Here is a 19,465-nt window from a genome sequence, read left to right as displayed (position 1 = left end):
TTGCGTTGGGCCCGCGCTGCTTGCGGCGCTTCGGCGTTTGTGTCGCGCGGGGCCGTCAGCGGGAAATGCGGTAAAACGCCCGGTTTCTCGCCTTGATTGGGGCGGAATCAGCCGCAAATGGGCGTCAGTGGCCGGTCGGCGGTTTGCGTTCATCGTGAAAAATGGCTACAATCACGAAGTCACTGGGCGTGCGGTTTCATGTGCGGCTCAGGTGCGACCACCGGCAATAAGATGATGGGCGTTTCGCCCATTTTTTTTTGCCGCTTAGTTTATGTGGATCGGCATCTCGGGTAGCACGAACGTGCGCCGGCTTGGCGCGCAGCCCGCGGGTGTATCGCGAAGGCTTGTCGCGCGAACATCTTAGAGGGCACTGTGCAACTGACGGAACTGATTGAAACCACGGTCGTGGGCCTCGGCTATGAGCTCGTCGATCTCGAGCGCACCGGGCGCGGCATGCTGTGCGTGTATATCGACCAGCCCGCCGGCATCGGGATCGAAGACTGCGAAAAAGTTACCCGTCAGCTCCAGCACGTACTGACGGTCGAAAACATCGATTACGAGCGTCTTGAAGTATCGTCGCCGGGTCTCGACCGTCCGCTGAAAAAACTGGCGGACTTCGAACGCTTTGCGGGTAGCGAGGCGGTCATCACATTGAAAAAGCCATTGGACGGACGGAAATCGTACCGGGGCATCCTGCATGCGCCCGAAGGCGAAACGATCGGTCTGGAATTTGAAGGGAAGGAAGGCGCCGCGATGCTGGATTTCACGCTCGCGGATATCGACAAGGCACGCCTCGTTCCGAAAGTTGACTTTAGGAGCCGCAAACAATGAGTCGCGAAGTGTTGATGCTGGTGGATGCGCTGGCACGCGAAAAAAATGTCGACAAGGACGTGGTGTTTGCCGCGCTCGAGGCAGCGCTCGCGTCTGCATCCAAGAAACTCTTCGACGAAGACGCGGACATCCGCGTTCATATCGACCGTGAAAGCGGCGAGCACGAGACGTTCCGTCGCTGGAAAGTCGTGCCCGACGAAGCCGGGCTGCAGGAGCCGGATCAGGAAATCCTGCTGTTCGAAGCGCGTGAGCAGAAGGCCGACGCTCAGATCGACGACTTCCTGGAAGAACCCGTTCCGTCCATCGAATTCGGCCGTATCGGCGCGCAGGCTGCCAAGCAGGTGATCCTGCAGAAGGTGCGCGACGCGGAACGCGAGCAGATCCTGAACGATTTCCTCGAGCGCGGCGAAAGCATCATGACGGGCACCGTCAAGCGTCTCGACAAGGGCAACTTCATCGTCGAATCGGGCCGTGTCGAAGCGCTGCTGCGCCGCGACCAGCTGATTCCGAAGGAAAACCTGCGCGTCGGCGACCGTGTGCGCGCCTACATCGGCAAGGTCGATCGCACCGCGCGCGGTCCGCAGATCGAACTGTCGCGCACGGCGCCCGAGTTCCTGATGAAGCTCTTCGAAATGGAAGTGCCGGAAATCGAGCAGGGCCTGCTGGAAATCAAGGCGGCGGCGCGAGATCCAGGCGTGCGTGCGAAGATCGGCGTGGTCGCCTACGACAAGCGCATCGATCCCATCGGCACCTGCGTCGGCATTCGCGGCTCGCGCGTGCAGGCCGTGCGTAACGAGCTCGGTGGCGAAAACGTCGACATCGTGCTATGGTCGGAAGATCCCGCCCAGTTTGTGATCGGCGCGCTCGCGCCGGCAGCCGTCCAGTCGATCGTCGTCGATGAAGAAAAGCATTCGATGGACGTCGTCGTCGACGAAAACGAACTGGCCGTCGCCATCGGCCGCAGCGGCCAGAACGTGCGTCTTGCCAGCGAACTGACCGGCTGGCAGATCAACATCATGACGCCGGACGAGTCTGCGCAAAAGCAGAACCAGGAACGCAGCGTACTGCGCGACCTGTTCATGGCGCGTCTCGATGTCGACGAAGAAGTCGCCGACATCCTGATCGACGAAGGTTTCACGAGTCTCGAAGAGATTGCCTACGTGCCGCTCAACGAGATGCTCGAAATCGAAGCATTCGACGAAGACACGGTTCACGAACTGCGTAACCGCGCTCGTGATGCCCTGCTGACGATGGCGATTGCGAACGAGGAGAAGGTCGAAGGCGTTGCACTCGACCTGAAGAGTCTCGACGGTATGGACGACGAGCTGTTCGCGAAGCTGGCTGAACATCAGATCCATACACGCGACGAGCTGGCAGAACTGGCCGTCGACGAGCTGGTCGAGATGACCGGCATGAATGAAGACGCCGCCAAGGCGTTGATTATGAAGGCCCGTGAACACTGGTTTCAATGAGATCCAAGACCATGAACCACTGACCTGATCGCGGCCGTAAGGCTGCATGACCCGATGCTAACCGCAAGGAATTGGTCCTTGCATTAAGAGGAATGAATGGCGAGTAACAACGTAGCCCAATTTGCCGCGGAACTGAAGATGCCTGCAGGCGTGCTGCTCGAGCAGTTGCACGCAGCGGGTGTTCAGAAAGCGAGTGAGGACGATGCCTTGTCCGAAACGGACAAGGCGCGTCTGCTTGACCACTTGCGCAAGTCACACGGCTCGAACGATGCCGACAAGCGCAAGATCACGCTGACCAAGCGGCATACGTCGGAGATCAAGCAGTCCGACGCGACGGGTAAAGCTCGTACCATTCAGGTCGAGGTGCGCAAGAAGCGTACGTTCGTCCGCCGTGACGAAGCCGTCGAGCAAGGCGCGGAAGCATCGAACAATGTGGTCGCAGCGGAAGAACTCGAACTTCAGCGTCGCGAGGAAGAAGCGCGTCACGAGGCGGAGCTGCTCGAGAAGCAGGCCCAGGAGCTGAAGGAGCGCCAGGACCGTCTCGCAGCCGAAGAAGCCGAGCGTCAGGCACGCGAACAGGCGGCCGAGGCGGAGCGTCGCCGCGCCGAAGAGGAAGCGGCGAAGAAGCGCGCGGCGGCGGTAGCCGAAGCGGCAGCTCGCGAGCAGGCCGAGCAGGAACGTGCGTCGTCGCAGGACGAAGAGCGCGCGGCGGCCGAGCGCGCAGCGCAGCGCGAAGCGGCGAAGAAGGCTGAAGACGCTGCACGCGAGCAGGCCGAGAAGACGCGCCTCGAACAGGAAGAAATCGCAAAGCGCCGCGCCAAGGCCGAAGCCGAAGCGCGCGCGATCCGCGAAATGATGAACACGCCGCGCAAGGCGCAGGTGAAGGCGCCGGAACCGGCACCGAAGCCCGTCGAGGCGGCCAAGCCCGCTGAAGCGAAGGGCACGCTGCACAAGCCGGCGCGTCCGGCTGGCGAAACGTCGGCGCGTCCCGCCGCGAAGAAGCCGGCGCCCGCAACGGCGCAACCGGCAGCGGCTGCGCAACCGGCAGGTCCCGGCGCCGACAAGAAGAAGGCGGGCGGCAAGGGTGGCTGGCAGGACGACGCAGCGAAGCGCCGTGGCATCAAGACGCGCGGCGACTCGAGCGGTGGCGTCGATCGTGGCTGGCGCGGCGGTCCGAAGGGCCGTGGCAAGCATCAGGAAGCCACGACCTTCCAGGCGCCGACCGAGCCGATCGTGCGTGAAGTGCACGTGCCGGAAACCGTGACGGTGGCCGACCTTGCTCACAAGATGTCGGTGAAGGCTTCGGAAGTCATCAAGGTGATGATGAAGCTTGGCCAGATGGTCACGATCAACCAGATGCTGGACCAGGAAACGGCGATGATCGTCGTCGAAGAACTGGGCCACCATGCCGTCGCGGCAAAGCTGGACGATCCGGAAGCGATGCTGGTCGAAGGCGAAGTCTCCGACGCGCCGCTGCTGCCGCGTCCTCCCGTCGTCACGGTCATGGGTCACGTCGACCACGGCAAGACGTCGTTGCTCGACTACATCCGTCGCGCGAAGGTTGCCGCTGGCGAAGCGGGCGGCATTACGCAGCACATCGGCGCGTATCACGTCGAAACGCCGCGCGGCGTCATCACGTTCCTCGATACGCCGGGTCACGAAGCGTTCACGGCAATGCGTGCGCGTGGTGCGAAGGCAACCGACATCGTGATTCTGGTCGTTGCAGCGGATGACGGCGTGATGCCGCAGACGAAGGAAGCGATCTCGCACGCGAAGGCGGGCGGCGTGCCGCTCGTCGTCGCGATCAACAAGATCGACAAGCCGGACGCGAATCCGGACCGCGTGAAGCAGGAACTCGTCGCGGAAGGCGTGGTGCCGGAAGAATACGGCGGCGATTCGCCGTTCGTGTCGGTGTCGGCCAAGACGGGCGCGGGTATCGACGATCTGCTCGAAAACGTGCTGCTTCAGGCGGAAGTGCTGGAACTGAAGGCACCGGTCGAAGCGCCGGCCAAGGGCCTCGTGATCGAAGCGAAGCTCGACAAGGGTAAGGGTCCGGTTGCAACGATCCTCGTCCAGTCGGGTACGCTGAACCGCGGCGACGTCGTGCTCGCAGGCAGCGCCTACGGCCGCGTGCGCGCCATGCTCGACGAGACCGGCAAGCCGACCAAGGCGGCAGGCCCGTCGATCCCGGTGGAAATCCAGGGTCTGTCGGAAGTGCCGGCGGCTGGCGAAGAAGTCATCGTCATGCCGGACGACCGCAAGGCGCGCGAAGTCGCATTGTTCCGTCAAGGCAAGTTCCGCGACGTGAAGCTGGCGAAGCAGCAGGCCGCGAAGCTGGAAAACATGCTCGAACAGATGGGTGAAGGCGAAGTGCAATACCTGCCGCTCATCGTCAAGGCCGACGTGCAGGGTTCGCAGGAAGCATTGGTGCAGTCGCTGCTCAAACTGTCGAACGACGAAGTGCGCGTGCAGATCGTGCACAGCGCGGTCGGCGGCATCAGCGAGTCGGACGTCAATCTGGCGACGGCGTCGAAGGCGGTCATCATCGGCTTCAACACGCGTGCGGATGCCCAGGCGCGCAAGCTGGCCGAAACCAACGGCATCGACATCCGTTACTACAACATCATCTATGACGCAGTGGATGAGGTGAAAGCGGCGATGTCCGGCATGCTGGCGCCGGAGAAGCGCGAAGTCGTCACGGGCATGGTCGAAGTCCGTCAGGTCTTCAAGGTGCCGAAGGTCGGCACGGTGGCGGGCTGTATGGTCACGGACGGTGTGGTCAAGCGTTCGTCGTCGGTGCGCGTGCTGCGCAACAACGTCGTCATCCACACGGGCGAGCTCGATTCGCTCAAGCGCTTCAAGGACGACGTCAAGGAAGTGCGCCAGGGCTTCGAGTGCGGTATGTCGGTGAAGAACTTCAACGACGTCCAGGAAGGCGATCAGTTCGAAGTCTTCGAAGTTACGGAAGTCGCGCGTACGCTGTAATTCAGGCGTCAGGCGCATGAGGGGCGGGGCGGGCGCTGAAGCCCGGTCCCGCCCCTTTGTTTTTTGCATCGATTGTTTGTGGTGTTTGCGTTGGAGTCCGTGGCTCGCTGCCGCCGAATGCGCGAACACTTTGCCTATTCGGTAGTTTGGATCACGGATTCACCATGCCTAAGAAACGTACTTCTCCCAATCGCAATGTGCAGATCGCCGATCAGATTCAACGCGATCTGTCTGATCTGATCCGCGAGGTCAAAGACCCGCGCATCGGTATCGTCACGTTTCAGAGCGTCGAACTGACGCCTGACTATGCCCACGCGAAGGTCTATTTCACGACGCTGACGGGCGATCCGCATCAGACGCAGGACGCGCTCAATCACGCTGCGGGCCATTTGCACAATCTGTTGTTCAAGCGCCTGCATATTCACACGGTGCCGACGCTGCATTTCCATTACGACAAGACGATCGAGCGCGCGGTCGAGATGTCGCGCCTGATCGACGAGGCGAACGCTTCGCGCGCGAAAGACGACTGATCGCAGGTCGAGGCACGCGCATATATGACTCAGAATCAACGTCCGAAGGTGCCGCGCCGCGCGCTGGACGGTGTGCTGCTGCTCGACAAGCCGGTTGGTCTGTCGAGCAACGACGCGCTGATTCGCGCAAAGCGTCTGTATCTCGCGAAGAAGGCGGGCCATACGGGCACGCTGGATCCGCTCGCGTCAGGCCTTTTGCCGCTCTGTTTTGGTGAAGCGACGAAGTTTTCGCAGGATTTGCTGGAGGCGGACAAGACGTACGAAGCCACGATGCGGCTCGGGATTCGCACGACGACGGGCGATGCCGAAGGCGAAGCTATCGAAACGCGCGACGTGACGTGCGATCAGGCTGCCGTCGAGCAGGCGCTCGTGCAATTTCGTGGCGAGATCGTTCAGGTGCCGCCGATGTATTCGGCGCTCAAGCGTGACGGTAAGCCGTTGTACGAGTATGCGCGCGCTGGGCAGACGGTCGAGCGCGAAGGGCGTCAGGTGACGATTCATGCGCTTGAGGTGCTCGCTTGTGCGTTGCCGGATGTGACGTTTCGCGTGACGTGTAGTAAGGGGACGTATGTCCGTACGCTGGCCGAGGATATCGGCGAGGCGCTTGGGTGTGGTGCGCATCTCGTGATGCTGCGGCGCACGGGTGTCGGCGCGTTGACGCTTGCTGATTCGGTGACGCTGGATGCGTTGTCCGATGCGCTGCCTGACGAGCGTGACGCGTGGATTCAGCCTGTTGATGCATTGCTGTCGACGTTTCCTTCTGTTCAGCTCGATGCTGATGCGACTCGCCGTTTTCTCCATGGTCAGCGGTTACGGCTTGCTGATCTGGCTGTGGATGAGAGTGTGCTGCAGGGTACGCGTGCGCGGGTTTATGCGAGTGAAGGGAAACTGCTTGGGGTCGCTAGAGTGGGTGAGGGTGTGTTGGCGCCTGAGCGGTTGATTGTGAGTTGAGGTTTTGCTTTCGAGGGTAGGGTTGGGTTGGTTTGGTTTGCTGTTCGTTGGCATCCGCGATTTGTTTTTGTGGTTCTGGCGCCGCCGGTCGGTGTTCATGCCTTTGCGCTGGCATCCGCGTTACGGTAGCGTGCTTCACGCGTCGCCCCTGTGCGGGGCGGCACCTACTTTTCTTTGCCGCCGCAAAGAAAAGTAGGCAAAAGAAAGCGGCTCAAACCGCCAACATTTCTTCCTGCCTGAGGGCCCCCAAAGGTTCTTACGCTTCACACTGCGACCACGTGACTGATGTCGGTTGCCAGCGCCCTGAACAGGCGCCTCACCTGCTTCAAACACCTGCACAAGCGCGAGCGTCAGCGAATGGTTGCTGCCGCCCAGGTGGCAAACTGTGTGTAGGCTTTCGCGCCATACACGCATCACTCCGGACTGGGTAGCATGGTTGGTGTTTCTGGTAAAAGCGCTGAGTTCTGCGGTGCGGCAACCTACACACAGTTTGCCACCTGGGCGGCGGTGCACTGTCTGGCGCGGCGTGCCGTGACGTGGGTATATGAAGCGGGTGAGGCGTAAGGGAGAGCGTTGGCAACGCACGCGAACCGGTGCGTTGCCGTGCGAAGTACGGGGACGTTGGGGGCCCGTGGACAAAGGTCAAGCGCTGGCGGTGTGAGCCGCTTTCTTTTGCCTACTTTTCTTTGCGGCGGCAAAGAAAAGTAGGTGCCGCCCCGCACAGGGGCGACGCGTGAAGCGAGCTAACGAAACGCGGATGCCAGCGCAAAGTCATAAACACCGACCGGCGGCGCCAGAACCACAAAAACAAATCGCGGACGCCAACGAACAGCAACCCACCCGCCCGAAGGGCAACTCAAACCACGGCGCAACGTTCAATGCGCCGCAGACGCCGCAGCGGCTGAATCTCCGCCCGCACGCTCAGGCTTCGTCACCCAGATCAACGCAATCAGCGCAACAAATATCCCCGCCGATATATAAAACAGATCATTCACCCCAAGCTGCGCCGCCTGCTGCGTCGTCATCGAATTGACGAGCCCATACACCTGCGACTGATTCAGCCCGAGCCCACTCATCTGCGTAACCGATTGATTGAACACCGGGTTATACGCATTCGCATGCTCGGTCAACTGCGCATGATGCAGAATCGACCGATGATCCCACGCCGTCTCGAAGATCGACGTGCCGATCCCGCCGCACATGATCCGAACGAAGTTCGACAGCCCCGACGCCGCCGGAATCCGGTTCCCCGGCAACCCCGACAGCGTGATCGACACGAGCGGAATGAAGAACCCGGCCATGCCGATCCCCTGGATCAACGTCGGCAGCATCAGCGAATAGGTGTCGACGCCCGTCGTATAACGCGAGCGCATCCAGAAACACAGCGCGAACACCAAAAACGACGCGGTCGAGATATAACGCGGATCGGTGCGCGGCAGGATCTTGCCCGTCAGCGGCGAAAGAATGATCGCAAACACGCCGACAGGCGCCATCACGAGACCGGCATCCGTCGCCGTGTAGCCGATGTCGGTTTGCAGCCAAAGCGGCAGCAGCACCAGATTGCCGAAGTACAGGCCGTAGCCGATCGCGAGCGCCACCGTGCCGCCCGTGAAATTGCGCAGCTTGAACAACGACAGGTCAACCACAGGATGCTTGTCCGTCAACTCCCATACGATAAAGAACGCCAGCGCGATCACGGCAGTCAGCGCGAGCACCACGATCGTCGTCGATGAGAACCAGTCGAGATCCTTGCCCTTGTCGAGCATCACCTGCAACGAGCCAACCCACGTAATCAGCAACACGAGACCGACCATATCGATCGGCGCTTTCTTGATGACGGAGTCGCGGTTGCGGAAGATCGCCCACGTGGCCAGCGCGGCGACGATCCCGACTGGAATGTTCACGTAGAAGATCCACGGCCACGAAATGTTGTCCGAAATCCAGCCGCCAAGAATAGGACCGGCAACGGGCGCGATCAATGTGGTCATCGCCCACATCGACAGCGCCATCGGCGCCTTCGCGCGTGGATAACTCGCGAGCAGCAGCGTTTGCGACAGCGGAATCATCGGACCGGCCACCGCGCCCTGCAGCACACGCGACGCGAGCAGGAACGGCAGATTCGGCGAGAGCCCGCACATCCACGACGAGATCACGAACAGCACGATCGACGCCATGAACAGGCGCACCTGGCCGATGCGGTCGGTGAGCCAGCCGGTGAGCGGCACGGAGATCGCGTTGGCGACCGCGAACGACGTGATCACCCACGTGCCCTGGTCGGACGACACGCCGAGGTCGCCGGAGATCGACGGAATGGACACGTTCGCGATCGACGTGTCCAGCACGTTCATGAACACGGCGAGCGACACGGCGATGGTGCCGATCACCAGTTGCGCGCCCTCGAGCGGCGGGTGAGGGAGTTGCGCTTGAGACTGAGCCATCTATTGTTCGAACCTTGTCTGAGGCAGATACCTGGCAGATGCGTACCGCTTACATCAGCTTGGCCGCGGTCTTCGATCCCGTCGCCGCCTTCTGCGGCTGACCTGCATTCGGGCCGGCGTTTTCGGCGATGATGCGGGCGATTTCCGCGTCGGCCTGATCGCCGTACTTGTCGAACACGTTGGTCTGATACACGGTGTTCACCGCGCTGCCGAGTTCGCCGCCCGTGTCGTCCTTGATGCTCACCTCGACCTGCATCGACAGGCCGATGCGCAGCGGATGCTTCTCGAGTTGCTGAGGATCGAGCGCGATACGCACGGGCAGACGCTGCACGACCTTGATCCAGTTGCCCGTCGCGTTCTGCGCGGGCAGCAGCGAGAATGCCGAGCCTGTGCCCGCCGAGAAGCCGACCACTTTGCCCTGATACTTGACCGACGAGCCGTACACGTCCGCCGTCAGTTCGACGGGCTGGCCGATGCGCATGTGCTTGAGCTGCACTTCCTTGAAGTTCGCGTCGACCCACACGGCGTTCAGCGGCACGATCGCCATCAGCGGATTGCCCGGCGCGACGCGCTGGCCGACCTGTACCGAGCGCTTCGCCACGTAACCCGTGACGGGCGCGGGCAGCGTGTTGCGCGCGTAGTTCAGATACGCGTCGCGGACCTTGGCGGCCGCGGCCTGTACGTTCGGGTGGCTGGCAATCGTCGTGTTCGCCGTCAGCGCGCGGTTGGAGGCGAGCTGCTGCTGCGACGCGTCGAGCGCGGCCTGGGCGCTCTTGACGGCGTCGCGCGCGTGCGAGATTTCTTCCTGCGATACGGCGCCCGTCTGGGCGACCTGCATGCGGCGCTTCAAATCATCCTGCGCACGCGACAGGTCCGCCTGGCGCACGGCGACTTGCGCCTGGTACTGGCTGTCGTCCGCATAGAGGCCGCGCACCTGGCGCACGACCTGACCGAGGTTCGCTTCCGCCGATTGCAGCGCGATGCGCGAGTCCGCGGGATCGAGCACGACGAGGGGATCGCCGACCTTGACGGTCTGCGTGTCGTCCGCGTTCACGGCGACGACGGTGCCCGTCACCTGCGGCGTGATCTGCACGACGTTGCCGTTCACGTAGGCGTCGTCGGTCTCTTCGTGAAAGCGCGCGACGAGGAAGTAGTAGAGGCCGTACGCGATCGCGGCAATCAGGATCACGATGACCAGCAGCGTCATCATGCGCTTGCGTTTGCCGTTGCTGGCCGGCTGCGCGTTCGCGGGTTGTTGGGGCGTGCTCATGGATAGGCTCCGGATTCTGTCAGTCTGTATCGTTTATTCGGATCGCAATCGGGTGTGCGTGTGCTTGTGCTTATGCCCGGATCGTTGCGCGCTCAGTTCGCCGCGTGGGCGGTCGAGGCCGACGAAGCGGGTGCATCCGTCGGCACGACGAGACCCGTCTGCGTTGCGTCGAAACCGCCGCCGAGCGCCTTGATCAGCGCGATCTGCAGATCGCGGCGGCGCATCTTCAGGTTGGTCACGGTCTGTTCGGCGGCGAGGCGGTTCTGGTCCGCTGTCAGCACCTGCAACTGCGGCGAAAGCCCGGCCCGGTAACGGATCACGGCGAGTTCGTACGCGTTCGCCGACGCGTCGAGCGCGCGCTGCGCGTCGCCTTGCTGATGGTCTAGCGAGCGGATCGACGAAATCTGCGTGGCGACGTCGGAGAGCGCGTTGATGAGCGTCTGGTTGTAGTTCGCGATGTCGAGGTCGAAGTCGGCGTAGCGGCCTTTCAGTTGCGAGCGCAGCGCGCCGGCGTCGAAGATGGGCAGATGGATTGCCGGGCCGAACTGGATCTGGCGGCTCGACGACGTCAGGAATTTGCCCCAGCCGAACGCATCGAAGCCGAAGCCGGCAGCGAGATTCACGTCCGGGAAGAACTCGGCCTTCGCTTCCTTCACGTCGTGCATCGCGGCTTCGACCTGCCAGCGCGCGGCGACGATGTCCGGGCGGCGCGAGATGAGATCGGCGGGCACGTTGTCGGGCAGCGTGACGGCGCCGCCTGGGTTGAACGCCGGCTTGGCGATCTGCAGGCCACGGTCCGGCCCTTTGCCGAGCAGCGCGCCGAGTTCGTAGCGCGTGGTCGTGATCTGGCCGTCCAGTTCCGTCAGGTTCGACTGGCTCGTCGCGATGTTGCCGTTGGCCGTCTGACGTTCGACGTTGGTGTCGAGGCCGGCTTTCACGCGGTCGTTGGCGATGACGCCGATCGTCTGACGGTTCTTGATCTCGCGCTCGGCGATGTCGCGCAGCGCGTACAGTTGCGCGAGCGAGTTGTAGGTACGCGCAACCGACGCGGCGAGCGTCACGCGCGCCTGCTGCATGTCCGCTTCGGCTGCCTTTTCCTGCGACACGGCCTGGCCGAGCCGCTGACGGTTCTTACCCCACAGGTCGAGGTCCCAGGACGCACTGGCGAGCACGTTGTTTTCGCTGTACCAGGTCCCGCCGTAGGGCGGCGGGAATAGCGCATTGGCGGAATACAGCTCGCGGGTCCACGAATAGCTGCCTTCCACCTTCGGATACAGCGCCGACTTCGACGTTTCGATATAGGACGACGCCTTCGCGATACGGGCCTGCGCCTGCGCGATCGACGGATTGCCTTCGAGCGCCTCCGCAATCAGCTTCGGCAACTGCGGGTCGCCGAACTGGCCGGCCCAGTCGAGCGTCGGCCACTGGCCGCCTTCGGCGGGCAGGCTTTGCGACGCTTCGAACTGCGAGGTCGACGCAATCTTGTTGTCGTTCTTCAGATCGAAGTAATTTGCGCAGCCGGCGAGGGCGAACGCCGCCACGGCCGCGGCGAGGACCGCACGGCCCGATGAAACGGGCGCGGGCCTGGAAAGGAATTTCATCGCTCGACTCTTTGCGTGTAATGGCATTTTTCTATAATGGACGATGCAACTAATTTCTTACGATTTGTTATCGGTATTGCTTGCCGAGTCACGGGTTTCGCTGAACGCTTCGCAGCTGTTCGCGAGCACGCGTCTCAGAAGGCTTTTGAGGAATCCCGTTTCTTCTGGCGAAAAGCCGGATAGCAGTTTCTCGGTCACGCTGGTGAAGACAGCCGGCATGCGCGCGGCGATTGCGTGGCCTTCGGCCGTCAGCGCGAGGCGCACGGCGCGCCGGTCTTCGGCGCTGCGCACTCGCGTCAGCAGGCCGCGTTTTTCGAGGCGGTCGATCAGACGCGTTACCGCGCTCGCGTCGATGCCGTATTCCCGCGCGAGTTCCGCCGCGAGCAGGCATTTGCCGCTGGCAACCATGAACAGCACGCTGGCTTGCTGGCTGGTGATGCCGAGTTCGGCCATGGTGCGCTGGGTCACGAGGTTCGACATGGTCGACTTCACGCGGGAAATCAGATAGCCGACGCTCTCACCCAACTGGTATTCGCTAACCTCGGGCGATGGTGTCTGGGACGGTTCGGTCATGATTCTCGTGCGAATGCAATGGTTGACTATGCAGGATTGTAGAGGCGAATAATTGACGCGGCAAGCGTTATTACAGCTTAGGCAAGGATCTTTCTCGCGTCCGGAGAGAGTGTGCTGCGGCGGCGCGCAGGTCGATTTATCGAGACTTTCGGGTCCGGTATCAGGGAATACCAGAAAAGCGTCACGGGTCCGTGCTATACTTATTGGTTCCCAAAAGTGCGCTTTGGGCTTGGCGAAGGTGGCTGGGCAGGTGGCGCACTCCACTCGTATCCCAGCGTCTCCAGGTTCCTATGTCCCGCGCTCTTCGCAACATCGCCATCATCGCTCACGTCGACCACGGCAAAACCACGCTCGTCGACCAACTGCTCCGCCAGTCCGGCACCTTCCGCGAAAACCAGCAGATCGCTGAACGCGTGATGGATTCGAACGACATCGAAAAAGAGCGTGGCATCACCATTCTCGCCAAGAACTGCGCCGTCGAATACGAAGGCACGCACATCAACATCGTCGACACCCCGGGCCACGCCGACTTCGGCGGCGAAGTGGAGCGCGTGCTGTCGATGGTCGATTCCGTGCTGCTGCTCGTCGACGCCGTCGAAGGCCCGATGCCGCAAACCCGCTTCGTGACGAAAAAGGCGCTCGCGCTGGGTCTGAAGCCGATCGTCGTGATCAACAAGATCGACCGTCCGGGCGCGCGCATCGACTGGGTCATCAACCAGACGTTCGACCTGTTCGACAAGCTCGGCGCCACGGAAGACCAGCTCGACTTCCCGGTCGTCTACGCGTCGGGCCTGAACGGCTACGCCGGCCTCGATCCGAGCATCCGCGAAGGCACGATGCGCCCGCTGTTCGAAGCGATTCTCGAACACGTCCCCGTGCGCCCGGCCGATCCGGACGGTCCGCTGCAGCTGCAGATCACGTCGCTGGATTACTCGACGTACGTCGGCCGTATCGGCGTGGGCCGTATCACGCGCGGCCGTATCAAGCCGGGTCAGCAGGTCGTGATCCGCTTCGGTCCGGAAGGCGAAATCCTGAACCGCAAGATCAACCAGGTGCTGTCGTTCGAAGGCCTCGAGCGCGTGCAGGTCGCCGAGGCGGAAGCCGGTGACATCGTGCTGATCAACGGTATTGAAGAAGTCGGCATCGGCGCGACGATCTGCGCGCCGGAAGCGCCCGAAGCGCTGCCGATGATCACCGTCGACGAACCCACGCTGACGATGAACTTCCTCGTGAATTCGTCGCCGCTCGCCGGCAAGGAAGGCAAGTTCGTGACGAGCCGCCAGATCCGCGACCGTCTGATGAAGGAACTGAATCACAACGTCGCGCTGCGCGTGAAAGACACTGGCGACGAAACCGTGTTCGAAGTGTCGGGCCGCGGCGAGCTGCACCTGACCATCCTGATCGAAAACATGCGTCGCGAAGGCTACGAGATGGCCGTGTCGCGTCCGCGCGTGGTGCTGCATGAAATCGACGGCGTGAAGCACGAGCCGTACGAACTGCTGACGGTCGACCTCGAAGACTCGCACCAGGGCGGCGTGATGGAAGAGCTGGGCCGCCGCAAGGGCGAAATGCTCGACATGGCGTCGGACGGCCGCGGCCGCACGCGTCTCGAATACCGCATCCCGGCGCGTGGCCTGATCGGCTTCCAGGGCGAATTCCTCACGCTCACGCGCGGCACGGGCCTGATGAGCCACGTGTTCGACGAATACGCGCCCGTCAAGGACGGCTCGCTCGGCGAGCGCCGCAACGGCGTGCTGATCTCGCAGGACGACGGCGCGGCTGTCGCCTACGCGCTGTGGAAGCTGCAGGATCGCGGCCGCATGTTCGTGAAGCCGGGCGATGCGCTGTACGAAGGCATGATCATCGGCATTCACAGCCGTGACAACGACCTCGTCGTGAACCCGATCAAAGGCAAGCAGCTGACCAACGTGCGTGCGTCGGGCACCGACGAAGCCGTGCGCCTCGTGCCGGCCATCCAGATGTCGCTCGAATACGCGGTCGAATTCATCGACGAAGACGAACTCGTCGAAGTGACGCCGCAAAGCATCCGTCTGCGCAAGCGCCATCTGAAGGAACACGAGCGCCGCCGCGCCAGCCGCGAAGCTGCCGTCGACTGATCGCGAAGTCTCGCGCAAGCCTCAGCAAAAAGCCGCCCTCGGGCGGCTTTTTGCATTTGCGTTGCGCGTTTCGCTGCAGAGCTTCGTGGAAGCGCCTAAAGTATTCTTCTGCAGTGCCGCAAACACTGTTACGCAAGCATAAAACTTGCCGCAAAGCCCCGTACCACGGGCTTTCCAGTTGGGGCCTGTCCTATGTCAACTATGGGTTATGTGATATGCTCCGGCGAGTGCAAGTTTTAGGTCCTTCCAAGCAAGACTTGATTCGCGCAATCCGCTAAACGGTCAGGCCGTGTCGCGGAAGGTTCAGTAACCCGCTATTTCTCGAGAAGCTCGAAGAAAGGTGAGCGTAAAATGATGAAGCAATTCCAGTCGAACTCGTATCTGTTCGGCGGCAATGCTCCGTACGTAGAAGAGTTGTACGAAGCATATCTCGACAATCCCGCGTCAGTGCCCGAGACCTGGCGCAATTATTTCGACGCTCTGCAGAACGTTCCTGCATCGGATGGCACCAGTGCCAACGACGTGGCCCATGGCCCGATCGTCGAATCGTTTGCTCAGCGCGCAAAGGCGAATGCCTTTCTGCCGCGCACGGGCGGTGAGGATCTCACCACCGCGCGCAAGCAAGTCTATGTGCAGTCCCTCATCGGCGCATATCGCTTCCTCGGCTCGCAATGGGCCAACCTCGATCCGCTGAAGCGCCGCGAACGTCCGAACATTCCCGAGCTTGAACCTGCGTTCTACGACTTCACCGAAGCCGACATGGACCAGACGTTCAACACGAACAACCTGTACTTCGGTTTCGAGCAGGCTTCGCTGCGGGACATCGTCAAGGCGTTGCGCGACACGTACTGCGGCACGATCGGCGCCGAGTACATGTACCTGAGCGATCCCGAACAGAAGCGCTGGTGGAAGGAACGTCTCGAATCGATCCGCTCCACGCCGAACTTCACGGCTGACAAGAAGAAGCACATCCTGAACCGTCTGACGGCAGCAGAAGGCCTCGAGCGCTTCCTGCACACCAAGTACGTCGGTCAGAAGCGCTTCTCGCTGGAAGGCGGCGAAAGCTTCATCGCGTCGATGGACGAAGTCGTGCACCACGCAGGCAAGAGCGGCGTGCAGGAAATCGTCATCGGCATGGCGCACCGCGGCCGTCTGAACGTGCTGGTCAACACGCTGGGCAAGATGCCCGCGGACCTGTTCGCCGAATTCGAAGGCAAGCACGTCGACGATCTGCCCGCAGGCGATGTGAAGTACCACAAGGGCTTCTCGTCGGATGTCGCGACGGAAGGCGGCCCGGTTCACCTGTCGCTCGCGTTCAACCCGTCGCACCTCGAAATCGTCAACCCGGTGGTCGAAGGCTCGGCGAAGGCCCGTATGGATCGTCGCGGCGACGAGAACGGCCTGCAGGTGCTGCCCGTGCAGATCCACGGCGACGCTGCCTTTGCTGGCCAGGGCGTCGTGATGGAAACGCTGAACCTGGCGCAAACGCGCGGTTACGGCACGCACGGCACGCTGCACATCGTCATCAACAACCAGATCGGCTTCACCACGTCCGACCCGCGCGACGCACGTTCGACGCTCTATTGCTCGGACGTCGTCAAGATGATCGAAGCGCCCGTGCTGCACGTGAACGGCGACGATCCCGAAGCCGTCGTACTGGCCACGCAAATGGCCATCGACTTCCGGATGCAGTTCCACAAGGATGTCGTGATCGACATCATCTGCTTCCGCAAGCTGGGCCACAACGAGCAGGACACGCCCGCTGTCACGCAGCCGCTGATGTACAAGACGATCGCCAAGCACCCGGGCACGCGCGCGCTGTACGCTGAAAAGCTCGTGCAGCAAGGCGTCATCACCGCCGATCAAGGCGATGAATTCGTCAAGGCATACCGCAAGGCGATGGACGAAGGTCACCACACGGTCGACCCGGTCCTGTCGAACTACAAGAGCAAGTACGCTGTCGACTGGGTTCCGTTCCTGAACCGCAAGTGGACGGACGCAGCGGACACGGCCGTGCCGCTCGCCGAACTCAAGCGTCTGGCCGAGCGCATCACGACGATCCCCGAAGGCTTCAAGGTTCACCCGCTGGTCGAGCGCGTGATCAACGACCGCCGTGCAATGGGCCGTGGCGAAGCGCAACTCGACTGGGGCATGGGCGAGCATCTGGCATTCGCGTCGCTGGTCGCATCGGGCTATGCCGTGCGCCTGACGGGTCAGGACTCGGGCCGTGGCACGTTCACGCACCGCCATGCGGTGCTGCACGACCAGAACCGCGAACGCTGGAACGACGGCACGTACGTGCCGCTGCAGAACATCGCCGAAGGTCAGGCGAAGTTCACGGTGATCGACTCGGTGCTGTCGGAAGAAGCCGTGCTCGGCTTCGAATACGGCTACTCGACGGCTGAGCCGAACACGTTCGTCGCGTGGGAAGCGCAGTTCGGCGACTTCGTGAACGGCGCGCAGGTCGTGATCGACCAGTTCATCTCGTCGGGCGAAGTGAAGTGGGGCCGCGTGTCGGGCCTGACGATGCTGCTGCCGCACGGCTACGAAGGCCAGGGTCCGGAGCACTCGTCGGCGCGTATCGAGCGCTTCCTGCAACTGTGCGCAGATCACAACATGCAGGTCGTTCAGCCGACCACGCCGGCACAGGTTTTCCACCTGCTGCGCCGCCAGATGATCCGCCTGTTCCGCAAGCCGCTCGTCGTCTTCACGCCGAAGTCGCTGCTGCGTCACAAGGAAGCCGTGTCGGATCTGTCGGAACTCGCGAAGGGCTCGTTCCAGCCGGTTCTCGGCGAAGCGGACGATTCGATCGACGCGAAGAAGGTCAAGCGCGTGCTGGTCTGCTCGGGCCGTGTGTACTACGACCTCGTCGCGCATCGCCGCGAAGCGAAGGCGCAAGACGTCGCGATCCTGCGTATCGAACAGCTCTATCCGTTCGCGCACAAGCAGTTCGAAGCCGAACTGAAGAAGTACGACAACGCAACCGAAGTGGTGTGGGTGCAGGACGAGCCGCAGAATCAGGGCCCGTGGTTCTACATCGAACATCACCTGCGCGAAGGCATGAAGGAAGGACAGAAGCTGGCGTACAGCGGCCGTCCCGCTTCGGCTTCGCCCGCTGTCGGCTACTACGCGAAGCACTACGAGCAGCAGAAGGCGCTGATCGAAGGCGCGTTTGGCCGTCTGAAAGGCGCGTCCATCGTTAAATAACCACAGAGAGCGAACCGGGAAAGCGCTGAGCGCTTTCCCGCCCCGCGTCGGAACATCCCATGTAAGCGCGACTACTACGCGCAAATATCGGACGCGGCTCGCACAAGGTTCGTTGTCACCCGATACGTATTCAGAGAAATCAAATGGCTATTGTTGAAGTCAAGGTCCCCCAGCTGTCCGAGTCCGTCTCGGAAGCCACGATGCTGCAGTGGAAGAAGAAGCCGGGCGAAGCTGTCGCCCAGGACGAAATCCTGATCGAAATCGAGACCGACAAGGTCGTACTCGAAGTGCCGGCGCCGTCGGCAGGCGTGCTCGCGCAGGTCATCAAGAACGACGGCGATATCGTGGTCGCCGACGAAGTGATCGCCAAGATCGATACGGAAGGCAAGGCGGGCGAAGCGGCTGTCGAAGCCGAAGTCAAGCCGGCTCCGCAAGCTGAACCGGCAACTGCCGCCGCACCGGCACAGGCTGCCGCTGTGGCGGGCGCAAACACCGCGGCATCGCCGGCTGCGACGAAGATTCTGGCCGAGAAGGGCGTCGCTGCAGGCGACGTCGCCGGCACGGGCCGCGATGGCCGCATCACGAAGCAGGACGCCGTCGCCGCAGGCGCACCGGCTGCCAAGGCTGCGCCGGCACCGGCAGCAGCGCCCGCACGCGCTGCCAAGCCGGCCCTGCCGCAAGTCGGCGCGCCGGCATCGGCTGACCAGTGGCTGAAGGACCGTCCGGAACAACGCGTGCCGATGTCGCGCCTGCGCGCGCGTATCGCCGAGCGTCTGCTCGAGTCGCAGCAAACCAACGCCATCCTCACGACGTTCAACGAAGTGAACATGGCGCCCGTCATGGACCTGCGCAACAAGTACAAGGACAAGTTCGAGAAGGAACATGGCGTGAAGCTCGGCTTCATGTCGTTCTTCGTGAAGGCGGCTGTGCACGCGCTGAAGAAGTTCCCGCTGGTGAACGCGTCGATCGACGGTAACGACATCGTCTATCACGGCTACTTCGACATCGGTATCGCCGTCGGCTCGCCGCGCGGCCTCGTCGTGCCGATCCTGCGCAACGCAGACCAGATGAGCCTCGCGGACATCGAGAAGAAGATCGCCGAATTCGGCCAGAAGGCAAAGGACGGCAAGCTGTCGATCGAAGAAATGACGGGCGGTACGTTCTCGATCTCGAATGGCGGTGTGTTCGGCTCGATGCTGTCGACCCCGATCATCAACCCGCCGCAATCGGCGATCCTCGGCGTGCACGCGACGAAGGAGCGCGCAGTGGTCGAAAACGGCCAGATCGTGATCCGCCCGATGAACTATCTGGCGCTGTCGTACGACCACCGTATCATCGACGGCCGCGAAGCCGTGCTGTCGCTGGTCGCGATGAAGGACGCGCTGGAAGATCCGGCCCGTCTGCTGCTCGACCTGTAATGCATGCCGCACGGCGGCTTGAAACTTCAAGCCGCCGTCGCGATATATGCATCGGGTGTTTCTCGCATTCCC

At 62.3% G+C, this 19,465-nt stretch carries 12 protein-coding genes; 8 read left to right on the top strand and 4 right to left on the bottom strand.

The window, feature by feature from the left end; genetic code table 11:
* The first annotated feature begins 372 nt into the window (after nt 1-372).
* The 5 genes from rimP (at nt 373) to truB (ending at nt 6,769) form a co-directional block, all read left to right on the top strand.
* Entirely contained in the window at nt 373-831 is a 459-nt protein-coding gene (rimP, locus tag C2L66_RS09495; protein ID WP_036004653.1) for a ribosome maturation factor RimP, read from the top strand.
* Nucleotides 828-2,303, top strand: coding sequence for a transcription termination factor NusA (gene nusA, locus C2L66_RS09490; RefSeq protein ID WP_036004657.1), 1,476 nt, complete (start codon nt 828-830; stop codon nt 2,301-2,303). The genes rimP and nusA overlap by 4 nt, the downstream gene beginning before the upstream one ends.
* A gap of 96 nt (nt 2,304-2,399) precedes the next feature.
* On the top strand, nt 2,400-5,288 hold the full coding sequence (infB, locus tag C2L66_RS09485; RefSeq protein ID WP_054930261.1) for a translation initiation factor IF-2: 2,889 nt from the start codon (nt 2,400-2,402) through the stop codon (nt 5,286-5,288).
* A gap of 164 nt (nt 5,289-5,452) precedes the next feature.
* Nucleotides 5,453-5,818, top strand: coding sequence for a 30S ribosome-binding factor RbfA (gene rbfA, locus C2L66_RS09480; protein WP_036005647.1), 366 nt, complete (start codon nt 5,453-5,455; stop codon nt 5,816-5,818).
* A gap of 24 nt (nt 5,819-5,842) precedes the next feature.
* A complete protein-coding gene (gene truB, locus C2L66_RS09475; protein ID WP_060600396.1) occupies nt 5,843-6,769 on the top strand; it encodes a tRNA pseudouridine(55) synthase TruB in 927 nt (308 codons plus the stop codon).
* Nucleotides 6,770-7,644: 875 nt separating this feature from the next.
* On the opposite strand, the gene C2L66_RS09470 is transcribed toward truB, so the two are convergent.
* From C2L66_RS09470 to C2L66_RS09455, 4 genes are all read right to left on the bottom strand, one after another.
* Nucleotides 7,645-9,207 (bottom strand): DHA2 family efflux MFS transporter permease subunit, encoded by a 1,563-nt coding sequence (locus C2L66_RS09470; protein ID WP_060600398.1) that lies wholly within the window; start codon nt 9,205-9,207, stop codon nt 7,645-7,647.
* A 49-nt stretch (nt 9,208-9,256) separates the two neighbouring features.
* Nucleotides 9,257-10,477 carry an EmrA/EmrK family multidrug efflux transporter periplasmic adaptor subunit gene (locus C2L66_RS09465; protein WP_054930265.1) on the bottom strand — a complete coding sequence of 407 codons (1,221 nt, stop codon included), beginning with the start codon at nt 10,475-10,477 and terminating at the stop codon, nt 9,257-9,259.
* 92 nt (nt 10,478-10,569) lie between these two features.
* The gene (locus C2L66_RS09460; protein WP_060600399.1) at nt 10,570-12,078 is read right to left on the bottom strand and encodes an efflux transporter outer membrane subunit; all 1,509 of its coding nucleotides are present in this window, start codon (nt 12,076-12,078) and stop codon (nt 10,570-10,572) included.
* Nucleotides 12,079-12,135: 57 nt separating this feature from the next.
* Nucleotides 12,136-12,651, bottom strand: a complete 516-nt coding sequence (locus C2L66_RS09455; RefSeq protein ID WP_054930267.1) for a MarR family winged helix-turn-helix transcriptional regulator — start codon at nt 12,649-12,651, stop codon at nt 12,136-12,138.
* A gap of 290 nt (nt 12,652-12,941) precedes the next feature.
* On the opposite strand from C2L66_RS09455, the gene typA reads away from it, so the two are divergent.
* From typA to odhB, 3 genes are all read left to right on the top strand, one after another.
* Nucleotides 12,942-14,768: a translational GTPase TypA gene (typA, locus tag C2L66_RS09450; RefSeq protein WP_054930268.1), complete on the top strand. Its 1,827-nt coding sequence runs from the start codon at nt 12,942-12,944 to the stop codon at nt 14,766-14,768.
* 351 nt (nt 14,769-15,119) lie between these two features.
* The gene (locus tag C2L66_RS09445) at nt 15,120-17,975 is read left to right on the top strand and encodes a 2-oxoglutarate dehydrogenase E1 component (protein ID WP_054930269.1); all 2,856 of its coding nucleotides are present in this window, start codon (nt 15,120-15,122) and stop codon (nt 17,973-17,975) included.
* Nucleotides 17,976-18,118: 143 nt separating this feature from the next.
* Nucleotides 18,119-19,393, top strand: coding sequence for a 2-oxoglutarate dehydrogenase complex dihydrolipoyllysine-residue succinyltransferase (gene odhB, locus C2L66_RS09440; protein ID WP_060600401.1), 1,275 nt, complete (start codon nt 18,119-18,121; stop codon nt 19,391-19,393).
* The last annotated feature ends 72 nt before the right edge of the window (nt 19,394-19,465 follow it).

Origin of the sequence: Paraburkholderia caribensis (assembly GCF_002902945.1) — a bacterium.
Taxonomy (GTDB): Bacteria; Pseudomonadota; Gammaproteobacteria; order Burkholderiales; family Burkholderiaceae; genus Paraburkholderia; species Paraburkholderia caribensis.
The sequence above is the reverse complement of the archived record's forward strand: the minus strand, read 5'-3'. Positions and strand labels throughout refer to the sequence as shown.

Coding starts and splice junctions, on each gene's coding strand:
- nusA (WP_036004657.1), top strand. CDS start 828: ATGAGTCGCGAAGTGTTGATGCTGGTGGATGCGCTGGCACGCGAAAAA.
- infB (WP_054930261.1), top strand. CDS start 2,400: ATGGCGAGTAACAACGTAGCCCAATTTGCCGCGGAACTGAAGATGCCT.
- rbfA (WP_036005647.1), top strand. CDS start 5,453: ATGCCTAAGAAACGTACTTCTCCCAATCGCAATGTGCAGATCGCCGAT.
- truB (WP_060600396.1), top strand. CDS start 5,843: ATGACTCAGAATCAACGTCCGAAGGTGCCGCGCCGCGCGCTGGACGGT.
- C2L66_RS09470 (WP_060600398.1), bottom strand. CDS start 9,207: ATGGCTCAGTCTCAAGCGCAACTCCCTCACCCGCCGCTCGAGGGCGCG.
- C2L66_RS09465 (WP_054930265.1), bottom strand. CDS start 10,477: ATGAGCACGCCCCAACAACCCGCGAACGCGCAGCCGGCCAGCAACGGC.
- C2L66_RS09460 (WP_060600399.1), bottom strand. CDS start 12,078: ATGAAATTCCTTTCCAGGCCCGCGCCCGTTTCATCGGGCCGTGCGGTC.
- C2L66_RS09455 (WP_054930267.1), bottom strand. CDS start 12,651: ATGACCGAACCGTCCCAGACACCATCGCCCGAGGTTAGCGAATACCAG.
- typA (WP_054930268.1), top strand. CDS start 12,942: ATGTCCCGCGCTCTTCGCAACATCGCCATCATCGCTCACGTCGACCAC.
- C2L66_RS09445 (WP_054930269.1), top strand. CDS start 15,120: ATGATGAAGCAATTCCAGTCGAACTCGTATCTGTTCGGCGGCAATGCT.
- odhB (WP_060600401.1), top strand. CDS start 18,119: ATGGCTATTGTTGAAGTCAAGGTCCCCCAGCTGTCCGAGTCCGTCTCG.